The sequence below is a fragment of the Tindallia texcoconensis genome, from assembly GCF_055383815.1.
The window spans coordinates 1,467,374-1,480,435 of record NZ_AP042431.1 but is presented as its reverse complement, the minus strand read 5'-3'; the positions used below and the strand labels follow the sequence as shown (position 1 = coordinate 1,480,435).

Below are 13,062 nucleotides of genomic sequence, written 5' to 3'. Positions count from 1 at the left end.
ATGCTATGTCCGGTTCTTTAATGGAAGTCAACAGTTTAACAACAGAATTTAAAACGGATCAGGGAAATTTAGTGGCCGTTAACAATATTTCTTTTTCCCTAAAAGAAAAAGAAGTCTTGGGGATCGTGGGGGAGTCTGGAAGCGGAAAATCCGTTACCTCTTTGTCTATTCTTAAACTACTACCAGAAAACGGTCGCATCGCCCAAGGAAGTGTCTGGCTGGAAGATAGGAATCTATTGGAGCTAAGCCAAAAGGACCTTAGAAAAATTCGTGGTGGAGAAATTGCCATGATCTTTCAAGATCCGATGTCTTCCTTAAATCCAGTTATGACCATCGGAGAACAAATGATGGAAATGACCATGCTTCATTTGAAACACAAGAAAAAAGAAGCCAAAAAACATGCCATAGAAATGATTAAACAAGTTGGAATTCCAGTGCCAGAAGACGTATTTCAGCGGTATCCTCACCAATTATCCGGCGGAATGTCCCAACGAATCATCATTGCCATGGCATTATCCTCAAAGCCAAAAGTCATTATCGCAGACGAGCCCACAACAGCTCTGGATGTCACCATTCAGGCCCAAGTACTGGACTTAATGTTGAAGCTTAAAGAAAAAAACAATGTAGGAATTCTATTGATCACCCATGACTTAGGCGTTGTGGCGGAAACCTGTGATCGAGTACTGGTCATGTATTGTGGAAGAATAGTGGAATCCGCGGATGTCAACACATTGTTTAAAAACCCGTTGCATCCCTATACCCGTGGGTTGATGGACTCCGTGCCCAAAATAGGCAATACCCAAGACCTTAAGTATATCCAAGGAAGAGTTCCTGACTTGAGTCAACTACCAGAAGGCTGCAAATTTGCACCACGCTGTAGCATAGCCATTCCAAAGTGTTTTGAAAGCGAGCCCCCCTTAAGGGACGTGGGTCATCAACATTGGCACAGATGCTATTTAGCCGAATCGGGGGTGGAGAAACCATGAAGGATGTTTTAGTATCCCTTAACCAAGTAGAAAAACGATTTTTGGCTTCTAAAAAAATGTTTAGAGAAAACAAATATGTGCATGCCATTAACGGAATTTCTTTTGAAATTCGCCAAGGAGAAACCTTTGCCTTGGTAGGCGAAAGTGGATGCGGAAAGAGTACAACCGGTAGACTTATTAATCGATTGCTAACACCAGACCGTGGTGAAATTTGGTTTCAACAGCAAAATATATCCACCTATTCACCGAGGCAAATGAAACCATTACGCAAAAAAATGCAGATGGTGTTTCAAGATCCGTATGGGAGCCTTAACCCACGGATGAAAATCAGTGAGATTGTCGGGGAACCTCTGTTGGTACATACCACCCTTACGGCTAAAGAACGGTATAGGAAGGTGATGGAGCTTTTAGAAATTGTAGGACTTAATGAACGTCATGCCCAAAGTTATGCCCATGAATTCTCTGGAGGCCAGAGACAACGAATTGGAATTGCAAGAGCCTTAACCGTTAAACCCAGCCTTGTCATTGCCGATGAGCCAGTATCTGCCCTAGACGTTTCCATTCAGGCACAGGTCATCAACTTGTTTAAAAACCTACAAAATGAATTTAAGTTGACCTACCTCTTTATCTCTCATGATTTGAGTGTGGTAGAAAATATATCCGATCGTATCGGCGTCATGTATTTAGGGAAAATCATGGAAATAACCACCAAAGAAAAATTGTATAAGGAGCCCTTACATCCCTATACCAAAGCCCTATTATCTGCCATCCCCATTGCAGATCCAACCTTAAAAAGAGAACGCATTCTTTTGAAAGGGGACATACCCAACCCCATAGATTTGCCAGTCGGATGCCCCTTTAATACCCGATGCCCCCAAGCCTTTCACCCTTGTTTTCAGGAAGCTCCTGAACTAAAAGAAGTAAAACCAGCCCATAAAGTAGCCTGTCATTTATCGTTTGATTAAAGGAGAATGCAAAATGAAGCGAATCTTAATCGGAGGAATGCATCACGAATCCAACTCGTTTAACCCCATTATTGCCAATAAGCAGGATTTTCAGATATCCTATGGAGAAGAAATTTTCCAAAGGATCCAAGAAAACCATGCAATGTCAGGCATTGTGCAGACATTGAAGCAATATGAGTATGAGTTATTGCCAACGGTTTTTATGAGGGCAGTCCCCAATGGTGAGGTAGATAAAGACTTTTACTTGGAGATACTTCAAGAAATGCTCACTCGTGCACAAGCTTATCATGACGAAAAGCCATTGGATGCCATAACCTTGGCCCTCCATGGCTCTATGAGAGTGAAAGACCTTGGAGATGCAGAAGGATATCTTTTAAAAGAATTGGGCACCAGATTTCCCGGAGTCCCCATCTATGCCTCTCTCGATATGCATACAACCATGACAAAGGCCATGCATGATCATGGAGATGGGTTTGTTGGGTATAAAACCGCCCCTCATACAGATTGTACAGAAACAGGTATTCATGCCGCAGAGTTAACCCATATGGCTTTGTCGCGTCAGGTAAAAACCAAGACAAGCTGGGTAAAAGTACCGGTTCTGGTGGCTGGTGAAAAATCTGCCACCAATGTCCAGCCCATGATTCGCTTAATGGAGGCCTTGGAAAAAGCAGAAGCCCAAGAAGATATTTTAGCGGCTTCTTACTTAATGGGATTTCCCTGGGCAGATAGCCAAGATGCTCAAATTGGCGTATACGTAGTGACCAATAACAACCAAGCCTTGGCAGACCAAACCGCAGTAGAGCTAGGGGAATATCTCTGGTCTCAGAAAGAGGAATTCGCTTTTAATGTAGAGGCTTACGACAATGAAAAAGCCATACAAGAAGCGATTAAAAGCCTTCAAGAAGGCATAAAACCCGTCTATTTATCAGATTCTGGAGACAATCCAACCGCCGGAGCTGCTTCGGACTGTACCCATTTTTTAGTGGACGTCCTAAGATCCAAGGAATTAGAAGCATTGGAAACCTCTATTATTTACGGAGGATTTTACGACCCAGAAGCCACCAAAGCCTGTGAAAACAAGGTAGGACAGGAAGTCACTTTATCCATTGGCGGAAAATTTGATCCTGCTACCTCAACACCTGTAAAGGTTACTGGTAAGGTTCGGGCCTATGAAAAAAACTGGGGTCGAAAGGATTTTTTAGCAGGGGATCTTGCCGTAGTGCAGGTGAACAATGTCTGCATCGTCTTGGCAGAAACTCATGTAGGATATACAGATCCTCAAATGTTTCGGGACCTACAATTAGATCCTGAAAATGCAGGCATCATTATTTGTAAGTTAGGCTACCTAACCCCAGAACACGAGAAATTGGCACAAAGAGGGATTTTGGTCTTAACAAAGGGAAATACCAATGAAGATTTAGAGAGCATTCCATATCAACAAGTTCAGCGACCCATCTATCCACTGGACAAAGATTTTTCTTATGATGCTGGAGACTATAGGATGCAGAAAGAAGGGAATTAAATGGAGTTAGAAGTTTGTGTAGATTCCTATTCTTCATTGATGACTGCCACCAAAGCAGGCGCCGATAGAATAGAACTCTGCAGTGCATTAAATATTGGAGGCCTTACGCCTAGCCATGGGTTGATGCAGCAGGCCAAAACCCTAGAGGGAGTAGAAATATACGTGATGATTCGACCACGTTCCGGCGATTTTCTCTATGACCATGGAGAATATGAAACCATGAAAAAAGAAGTGGCAAACGTCAAAGAGAAAGGATTTCATGGCATTGTCACAGGTTTTTTAAAAGCAGACGGAACCTTAGATTTAGAAAGATTGGAGGAAATGGTGGAGCTGGCAGATCCTTTGAAGGTGGTCCTTCATCGAGCCTTTGATGACGCCAATCAACCAGAAAAGCAGATACCAAGACTGATAGACATGGGAATTCAGCGGATTTTAACCTCAGGACAACGTAAAACCGCCCTAGAAGGTGCGGAATATATACAGAGGATTCAACAAGAGTTTGGAAAAGCCATTACGATTATGCCTGGAGCTGGAGTTAATGCAGACAATATAGAAGCATTATATCAAAAAACTGGATGCACCCATTATCATATGTCTGGCAAAACAGAGGTGGGGAGCAAGATGGAATACAGAGCATGCATCCACAGAAGCCAGACCCCTCTTCAGGAGTTTATGATTCAACGGGCGGATCATGACAAAATAAAAGCAGCAAAAGACCTATTATTTCGCCTTGAAAATCAAGGCATACAAGCGTCTAAGGAACTCAGCTAGGAATCCACAACATTCCAAGAGATCCTTAGGAGAAAGGGTGTTGACAATGAATAGATTTCGTAAAAAACCACAATATATCCCAAGGTTAGATCCAGGATTCAGGCCAATGGCCCTAGAAAACGCAGCCTACCGAGAAGCCTTAGAAAAAAGTCCCCATATAGAAACAATAAAGGTGAGCATCCAGCGAAACCATGGATATGGTTCTACCACCACCGTCAACATTTTTGGAGAAGCCAGCGGTTATCAAGAAGATACGGTGATTTATATAGATCGATTAGTAAAATCCTTGCTTTGGATCAAAGGCGGCTATAAAATCCTTTTTGCCGGCCCGGATTTCCTTTTTCAACATTTAAAAAATGCCTACCAAAAAGGAAACCAACGAGAATTTGATGCACTATTCATGGGAAAGGTATATGGCCAAACATTCTGTGTAGAAAAAAGAGCCTTTGATGAGATACCAGATTCTAAGGAAGAGGAAAAACGTATTGGGCGAAATTTAGAGGGATGCCGTATTGGTTTTGATGCAGGAGGCAGCGACCGTAAAGTCTCTGCTGTCATGGATGGCGAGCCCCTATACAGCGAAGAAGTGGTATGGCATCCTAAAATCACAGAAGACCCTAGCTATCATTACCAAGGCATTCTGGACTCCATTCAAAGAGCAGCAGAAAAATTGCCTAAAGTCGATGCCATAGGCATCAGTGCAGCCGGGATCTATATTGATAACCAAGTGAAGGCCGCATCCCTATTTCGAGTAGTCCCCGAGAAAGAATTTGATGAAAAAGTAAGGAAAATTTTCTTTGAAGTAGTAAAGGAAATTGGAGATATTCCCTTTGAAGTAGCCAACGATGGCGATGTAACCGCCTTGGCAGGAGCCATGGATTTAGATGAAAATAATATCCTTGGAATTGCCATGGGAACCAGCGAAGCCGTGGGATACGTTAATAAGGAAGGAAATATTACCGGATGGTTAAATGAGCTAGCCTTTGTGCCAGTGGATTATAGTGAAGAAGCGATGATCGATGAATGGTCACAGGATCGTGGAGTAGGAGTCAGCTACTTTTCCCAAGATGCCGTCATAAAACTGGCACCTGCTGCCAATATTCCCTTAGAAGAAACCCTTTCCCCTGCGGAAAAACTAAAGGTGGTCCAAGACTTAGTGGAGCAAAAAGATCAGCGGGCCTATGAGATTTTTGATACCATTGGGATTTACCTAGGGTATTCTTTGGCTTATTACAGTGATTTTTACGATATCAATAAAGTGTTATTGCTGGGCAGAGTTATGTCTGGCCATGGCGGCGAGCGGATGATTCAAAAAGCAAATGAAGTAATAGAAAAAGAGTTTCCAAAGCTCTATGAAAAAATAAGCCTTGTAACCCCAGACGAAAAAGCCAAGCGAGTGGGACAATCTATTGCAGCCGCAAGCCTAGTTTCCTTGTAAACCCTGGGACCCCAAGGACAAAAGCCCAAAAAGATAAAGTAGTCATCATGATTCAAGTTAGATCGAAAAATGATTTTATGGAAGGGTGGGTAGGATGAAAGCAATCACTGGAGGAAGAGTGTACTATAATCATCGATTCCATGAGAACAAAACCCTGCTATATTCCGAGAAGATCGTAGACATTTGTGAGGATGGCCAGTGGCCTAGGGGAGAAGTGGAAGAGCAGATACAGCTCCAAGGAGAATTAGTGCTCCCAGGGTTTATCGATCTTCATATCCATGGGTATCATGGTTTTGATACCATGGATGGAACCGTAGAGTCTATCCAGCATATTAGTAGAGCACTGCTTCAAAATGGCGTTACATCCTTTCTTCCAACCACGATGACCATGCCAAAGGAAAAAATCACCAAGGCACTAGAGGCCATAAGCGCCGTACAAAACTCCTCTTGGAATGGAGGCGCACGGGTATTAGGAGCTCATATGGAAGGCCCTTTTATTAATGAAGCCAAAAAAGGAGCCCAGTCATCCCAAGATATTATGCCAGTAGATGAAGAGATCATAAAAGCCTACGGTCATGTGATCAAACTCATCACCTTGGCACCAGAAATACCAGGAGCCATGGAAGCCATTGAAAAATGGAGTAAAGACTTTGTATTTTCTCTGGGACATACCTCAGCTACCTATGAACAAGCCAAGGAAGGGATAGAAAAAGGAGCCAAAGGAGTGACCCACCTCTTTAATGCCATGTCACCCCTAAACCACAGAGAACCAGGCGTGGTAGGCATGGCACTGACAACAGACTGCTATGCAGAATTAATTTGCGACAATTTCCATGTGAATCCTTCTATGTACAACCTTGTGCTGAATGCAAAAGGGGAGGAAGGAATGCTGCTGGTGACAGACTGTATTCGTGCAGGAGGCATGGAAGACGGGGTGTATGATCTGGGAGGGCAAGCCGTCACGGTTAAAGGGATCCAATGCACCTTAGAAGATGGAACCATTGCAGGAAGTATCCTCACATTTCCTCAAGGAGTCCAAAACTTTTTAACCCATACCCAAGTAGGATTGGAAGCTGTCTTGAAAATGACTTCAGAGAATCAGGCAGCCTATTTAGGGATGGAAAAAATCCTAGGCCAGATTGCTTTGGATCAATATGCAGACCTTATTATTTTGGATCAAGGCTTCCATGTAACCCACACCATTGTTGGTGGTCAGCTTCTTTATACAAAACCAGAAGGCACAACCAGCGTCATAAAGAAATAAACCAAGGAAGTATTCAAAAGAAAAAATCATTATAAAAGCCCCATGAAGTTTCAACCTTCATGGGGCTTACAACTTATTTTATAACAAGATCCCTGATAAAACGAAACCTATGGCTAAAGAAGCAACCGTGGCTAATAAGCCAGGAATCATAAAGCTGTGGTTAAAGATATATTTACCAATTTTGGTAGTTCCTGTTCGATCAAAACCAATAGCTGCTATAATAGGCCCATAGTTTGGTAAAAAGAAGTAGCCGTTTACAGCTGGAAACATTGCAATTAATAGGAAAGGACTAATGCCTATTGCAAGACCTACAGGCATCAAAGCGGCTGTTGTGGCAGCTTGACTGTTTAATAGGATAGACATGATAAATAAGGCAAAGGCAAAAACCCAAGGAGCGGATTCAACCATGCCTTCAATGGCTGGTTGGATGGTATCTAAATGAGCACTAAAGAAAGAATCCCCAAGCCATGCGATCCCAAATATGGCGACGATAGCCACCGCACCGGCTTTAAATACACCGCCGGAAGCAACTTTTTCCACATCGGCTTTACAGGCTAAAATATTCAATGCAGCTACACTCAACATAATTACTTGGATAATGGTGGCCATTCCCATGGTGCTTCCATCTTCAAAAGTAGGACGCAGTTGGTCAAAACTTCCGAGGAAAACGATACTGATGGTTCCTAGTAAAAACAATAGAACGGAAAGCTTTGCCTGAGATGTAATGGCAACCTTTTCATTTTTGCTCTGGGCTTCCAGACCTTTTGCTAACCTTTTTTGATATTCTGGATCCTTTTCTAGTTCTTCTCCTTTGTTTCGAATTAAAAATGCAGAAATCATAATACCCGTAAAGGTGGCTGGAATGGTAACCATTAATATTTGATTTAAAGTAATATCATAAGGCGATAGGATGCCCAGCAACGCAACGGTAGCTGCAGAAATGGGGCTAGCTACAATGGCTTGCTGTGAAGCAATAACAGCGATAGAAAGGGGGCGTTCTGGACGAACCTTTTGCTCCCTAGACACTTCTGCTATCACTGGAAGGACAGAGTAAGCCACATGACCAGTTCCTGCAAAAACAGTGAAAACATAAGTGACAAGAGGAGCCATATAAGTGATAGCACCTGGATTTTTCCTCAGGATTTTTTCGGCCACCTGAACTAAATAGTGCATACCACCAGTTGCTTCTAAGGTAGCGGCTGCCGTAACCACTGCAAAAATCATCAGCATAACAGCGATAGGAGCCGAGGTCGGTTGCATATTAAAGACAAAGGCTAAAATAGCCAGGCCTAACCCACCCATGGCACCTAGGCCTATGCCTCCAATACGGGCACCGATAAAAATAGCTAAAAGTACGATTGCAAATTGTAAAAACATTTCTCCACCTCATTTTCATTAGGATTGGTCTTAATTTCATATTAGGGTTTAAAATAAGATCCCAAGAAGATATCATGAACACAGAAGGGAAAGCACACCATGCTACCGCCTTTGCCAATGGGATGGAAAAGGGATAAGCAAATTTGTTAATAAATATACAAATTGAGGGATGACGCTTATCTCTGAGAAGGGTGTAGGGTCCCCTTAGACATATCGATAGAACAGAGGTGTCTCTCTTTTTTGATTTGAAAAAACCTTCATTTTTCAAGGGGTATACTAATATGAAATTTTTACACTCGTACATTCTAACATGCTATAGACTCCTTTTCAACAAAATCATTTTAAATATTCGAAGAGATCTTAAAGTTCAAAGGATTAACAAAGCTAATCCATGAAAACACAGAAGGAATGGCTTTTAGAGGGATTTTATCAAGCTTCATAGAGACTAAGGGGGTCATGGTTAACCATTTCTTGTTCAAGGGCTATCTTGTTATATTTTTAACTTAAAAGAAGACAAAAAATTATCTCTTGTGTTCCGTGTGCTCTGTTTTTTAACTAAAAAAGCTAAGGATTTTTTGTTTTTTTGACGATATAATGCTGGATTGTTATTAAAATGAGAAGCGAAAGGAGTTGTAGGTGAAATCAAAAAAATATTTTTTGCGTTATTTGCGTTACCCTTTGTGAGTATTGTAGCTTATTTAGTTGTTTTGCTTTTTACCCATGGTGTTGTTTCCTCTCTTCTGTCATCAGAATCCCTTGATATTAAAACTATTGAAGGGATGCTTCTTCAATTTATGCGAGGCTTATCATTTGTGATTATTTTTTCTATCCTTCCAATTGTTTTTTATGCAGTGAGGCTAGTTATAAAAGCTAAACCGATCATTGTAAAATTAGAAGGGCTCCAAAGAGGTGAAGCAGTACTTTCTAAAGTTAAGACCACAGGAAAGCGACTTAATAAAGAACCTATTTATGAGATAGAATTAACCTTAGAATCAAATGGTTATGATAAAAAGGATACCTTACTAAGAAAAGAAGTTCGTGTACCTGCTTATATTATTCATTACTTTAAATTGAACCAAACGTATCCCATAGCATATGATCCAAGTCAAAACAATACATTTTATATGAATTATCTAGAAGGCGAGAATTGGATATGAACTCAGCCTGACGCTTCTTTTGTGTCCTCTTGAAAAATGGATAGGAGGATGGTTTTGCCAAGAATCGTCTCTTGTTTCTTCTCCTTTTGCTCCTAAAAAAACACCAGAATTCCATAAAAATTCTGGTGTTTTTGTGGATACAGCAGCTATTTCCGTTGTCCATAGGTTTTAAACTTTTCCAGCATTTGTCTCATTTCTTCTTCTGGTAAAATCACTGGCTCTCCAATGGCTTTTGTTCGGTAATATATTTCGGCGCAGTATTCTATTTCTTCGGCAATATTAAAGGCATTGGCTAAATCTCCAGCACCAGCTAAGAGGCCATGGTTTGCCAGCAAGACGGCTTTTCTGTCCTTCATGGCCTCAAAGGCCTTTTCCGCTAAGGCGGGGGTGCCAAAGGTGGCATAATCAGCACACCGCACATTCATTCCCGCTAAGGCAATCATATAGTGCACTGGCGGTAATTCCCAACCCAAGCAGGCAATGGTAGTGGCATACATGGTGTGGGCGTGAATAATGGCGTGGATATCCTGCCGTTGCTGATAAAAAATCCGATGCAAATCTACTTCGCTGGAGGGGGTTCTAGTTCCTTCTACGATCTGACCCTGGAGGGTCATGACCACCACGTCTTCCGGAGTGGTTTCAAAATAGTCAATGCCACTGGGGCTAATGGCCATCAGCTCTTCCTTAGGACAATAGACACTGATATTACCACCAGTCCCCTTGGTTAGACCAGAGGTAATTAATTTTTTTCCATAGGCTACAATCCGTTCTCGTTCTTGTTTAAGACGCATATCAAAACTCCTTTAAGGGCATTGGTAGTAGAGGGAAAATCCATCGGGTTATTGAAAATCAGATCCTGTTAGGTACCGATGAAATGCGGCATTGGTCCAAAGTTTTTCCTTGTTGATGCGTAAGTCGGACATAGCTTGGATGGTCTCTTTCATCAAGGCCACATGTTCCTTTAAGGTAAAGGAGTTTAATTGATAGCCATTGTAAGAAAGGCCGATATCGCGGATTTCAACGTAAGCAGGGTCTGGCATAAAGCTGCGAGAACTATAGAGGGGCTGCCAATAGGAACCTGCAATGAGGCCTAGGGCATCTTCATTGCCTTCGTATTTTTTAGCATAGGCTTCGATAAGGCCATCAAAAGCCTGCTTATCTCCTAAGTTTGTAAACTCCAAAGAGAGAATATAGCCTACGCTATGAGCTAAGTATAGATCCTCACTTACTTCTAGGACGGCATAATGTGGCGTTGGATCTCCAATAGGACCCCATTCCAGCATATATTCATAAACGGATGTTTTAGGCTCTAGTTGAACCCGTGCCTGAAGACCTTCGCTGGCTAATAATCCTATTAGTTGGAGGGCATGCGTAATATTGGAATGGTCATACTGAAGGGTGTATTCCGGCATAAAACCAGCGTCGTTGCCACTATAGGTTAGCAGGTAACCAGTGGTGGCTTCTTCCTTGATAAGGCCGACCCCTATGGAATCCAGTGTTGCTTCTTCAAAAAGGGTAAAGCTATTCCAAGCCGTCATCACCTTGGAATAAATTTCTGGTTGGTCTGTCCAGCCAAGGTACTGCCTTCCTTTCCCAAGGACATCTACGGCTTTCATGATAAAGTCATGAGCCGTCTGGGCATCGAGAGGGGCTGTCATCTCCAAGGAAGAGGAGACTAACCCTGTATCCAAGGCACAGGCAACATAAGCGGCTGCCTCTGGGCTAATCCCTTGCTGTTGATGGGTGGATAGGGAGGCTTGGATTTTTTCTTCTGGATAAGTCAGTGCCAATTCTTTCATGCCTGCGGCTTTCACCAAGGATACGATGGCCGCCTCAACGGTGAAGGGGGCTTCTTGGGAGTCTGTTTCCATGGGCTGGCCGATCTTAGCTAGGGCTTCATGAAATGCCTGTTGAGATACGCTTTCTTCTGTGAAGGAAACATCATAAAAATGGTGCAAATACCTGGCTGCATCGGATTCCTCTGATATTCCATTGACTAGGGTCTGAACTGCCTGGGTTTCTCCATAGGCCGTGGGGACCCATAAAGTCAATGCCATCAAAATACTCATGAAAACTGCCATGCTTCTTTTACTTTGAATACCTACCTTCATTGCCATTCTCCTTTTTCAATTTTTTTGTCCAGAGGTCTGGGGGAAGCCTAGGGAAAACATCCCTAAACATGTTGGACATCTGACATATCTGAACTGCCTTTATCTTAGCATTTCCCCAAAGATTTATCAATTATTTCTTGGCTAGAAGGGTGAAAATCAGGGCTTTTCATGGTATGATGATATGGTGTTGTTACTTGTCTGACAACATACAAAAAATAGATTGAGGAGGTTTATGAATGAAAAGAAAAAGAAGCAAGTGGATAGTCGTAGCATGTTTATTGATGACGGCGTTGTTGATCTCTGCCTGTGGTGGCGATACAGAGCCAGCAGCAGACAGCGAAACACAGACCGAGGGGACAGAGGAGGAAACCTTGCGGGTGGCCATCGTCACCAGTCCTTCTGGTGTGGATGATGGTAGTTTCAACCAAGATAATTACAATGGGATTCTTGCCTTTATGGAACACCACAGCCATGCTACGGTCAACGCCATTCAGGAGACTACTGGAGATGTAGCGGCAGCGGTACAAGCCGTAGGAGATGTAGTAGCCGATTACGATGTGATCGTAACGCCTGGCTTCCAATTTGCGGATATTTCTGGTATTGCCGTAGACAATCCTGAAAAGAAATTTATTTTGGTGGATGCAGATCCTACTCCTCAGGGAGATCAAGAAGTCTTTGAAAATATTTATGCCATGACCTTTGCAGAAGAAGAAAGTGGATTCTTTGCTGGGGTAGCAGCGGCTTTGGAAACCGAAACTGGAAAAGTAGCTGTTGTTAATGGCATTGCCTTTCCTTCTAACGTGAATTACCAGTGGGGATTTGAGTCCGGTGTTCACTATGCCAACAAGCATTTTGATACCAAGGCAGAAGTGGTGGAGCTCTCTTCTTATGCGGGGACGGATGTAACCAATGCCAATGTAGGCGGTAACTATGTAGGTAATTTTGCAGATCCAGCCACCGGCAAGGTGGTAGGCGATGCCTTGATCGATGAAGGCGTTGATATTATTTTTGTAGCAGCCGGAGGATCTGGCATGGGAGTCTTTACAGCAGCCATGGAGGCACAAGACGTTTATGTCATTGGATGTGATGTAGATCAGTTTGATGATGGTGCGTATAGCCAAGGCAATGTGGTATTAACTTCAGTGTTGAAAAATATGTCCATAAACGTGGAGCGTCAGTTAAATGCCTTTGCGGAAGGAACCTTCCAAGGAGCCAATGAACTGTTGAAGGCAGATACAGACTCTACTGGATTTGTACTGGAAGAGGAGCGTCATCAATTAGCGGAAACAACGATGGAAAAATTAGGAGATGTATACCAGCTGGTGCAGGAGGGTAGCATTGTTCCTGCGGCCAACTTTAATGGCCACAGCCCAGAGGATTTTCCTGGTCTTTAATCAGGGAAATACTGGGGTGGATCAAGGGCAGGAGAAAAAGCATTACGTTTTTTCTCCTGTTTTCTCTTGAATCACGA

The 13,062-nt window shown here is 42.7% G+C and carries 11 protein-coding genes; 8 read left to right on the top strand and 3 right to left on the bottom strand.

The window, feature by feature from the left end; genetic code table 11:
- The first annotated feature begins 5 nt into the window (after positions 1-5).
- The 6 genes from ACZ47N_RS06815 to nagA all read left to right on the top strand — a co-directional run bounded on the left by ACZ47N_RS06815 (position 6) and on the right by nagA (position 6,946).
- The gene (locus tag ACZ47N_RS06815) at positions 6-986 is read left to right on the top strand and encodes an ABC transporter ATP-binding protein (protein ID WP_464888377.1); all 981 of its coding nucleotides are present in this window, start codon (positions 6-8) and stop codon (positions 984-986) included.
- Positions 983-1,951: an ABC transporter ATP-binding protein gene (locus ACZ47N_RS06810; RefSeq protein ID WP_464888376.1), complete on the top strand. Its 969-nt coding sequence runs from the start codon at positions 983-985 to the stop codon at positions 1,949-1,951. The genes ACZ47N_RS06815 and ACZ47N_RS06810 overlap by 4 nt, the downstream gene beginning before the upstream one ends.
- Before the next feature lie 13 nt (positions 1,952-1,964).
- Positions 1,965-3,473: a M81 family metallopeptidase gene (locus tag ACZ47N_RS06805; RefSeq protein WP_464888375.1), complete on the top strand. Its 1,509-nt coding sequence runs from the start codon at positions 1,965-1,967 to the stop codon at positions 3,471-3,473.
- A complete protein-coding gene (locus ACZ47N_RS06800; protein WP_464888374.1) occupies positions 3,474-4,244 on the top strand; it encodes a copper homeostasis protein CutC in 771 nt (256 codons plus the stop codon). It abuts the gene before it with no gap.
- Positions 4,245-4,284: 40 nt separating this feature from the next.
- On the top strand, positions 4,285-5,682 hold the full coding sequence (locus ACZ47N_RS06795; protein ID WP_464888373.1) for a hypothetical protein: 1,398 nt from the start codon (positions 4,285-4,287) through the stop codon (positions 5,680-5,682).
- Between the two features lie 94 nt (positions 5,683-5,776).
- Positions 5,777-6,946 (top strand): N-acetylglucosamine-6-phosphate deacetylase, encoded by a 1,170-nt coding sequence (gene nagA, locus ACZ47N_RS06790; protein WP_464888372.1) that lies wholly within the window; start codon positions 5,777-5,779, stop codon positions 6,944-6,946.
- A 78-nt stretch (positions 6,947-7,024) separates the two neighbouring features.
- Here the strand turns inward: nagA and ACZ47N_RS06785 are convergent, their stop codons facing one another.
- Complete coding sequence (locus tag ACZ47N_RS06785) at positions 7,025-8,323, bottom strand: anaerobic C4-dicarboxylate transporter family protein (RefSeq protein ID WP_464888371.1); 1,299 nt, start codon at positions 8,321-8,323, stop codon at positions 7,025-7,027.
- 680 nt (positions 8,324-9,003) lie between these two features.
- On the opposite strand from ACZ47N_RS06785, the gene ACZ47N_RS06780 reads away from it, so the two are divergent.
- Complete coding sequence (locus ACZ47N_RS06780) at positions 9,004-9,480, top strand: hypothetical protein (RefSeq protein ID WP_464888370.1); 477 nt, start codon at positions 9,004-9,006, stop codon at positions 9,478-9,480.
- A gap of 146 nt (positions 9,481-9,626) precedes the next feature.
- Here the strand turns inward: ACZ47N_RS06780 and ACZ47N_RS06775 are convergent, their stop codons facing one another.
- Positions 9,627-10,271: an L-fuculose-phosphate aldolase gene (locus ACZ47N_RS06775; protein ID WP_464888369.1), complete on the bottom strand. Its 645-nt coding sequence runs from the start codon at positions 10,269-10,271 to the stop codon at positions 9,627-9,629.
- Positions 10,272-10,319: 48 nt separating this feature from the next.
- On the bottom strand, positions 10,320-11,591 hold the full coding sequence (locus ACZ47N_RS06770) for a hypothetical protein (RefSeq protein WP_464888368.1): 1,272 nt from the start codon (positions 11,589-11,591) through the stop codon (positions 10,320-10,322).
- A gap of 236 nt (positions 11,592-11,827) precedes the next feature.
- On the opposite strand from ACZ47N_RS06770, the gene ACZ47N_RS06765 reads away from it, so the two are divergent.
- Complete coding sequence (locus ACZ47N_RS06765; protein ID WP_464888367.1) at positions 11,828-12,985, top strand: BMP family lipoprotein; 1,158 nt, start codon at positions 11,828-11,830, stop codon at positions 12,983-12,985.
- Positions 12,986-13,062: the final 77 nt, after the last annotated feature.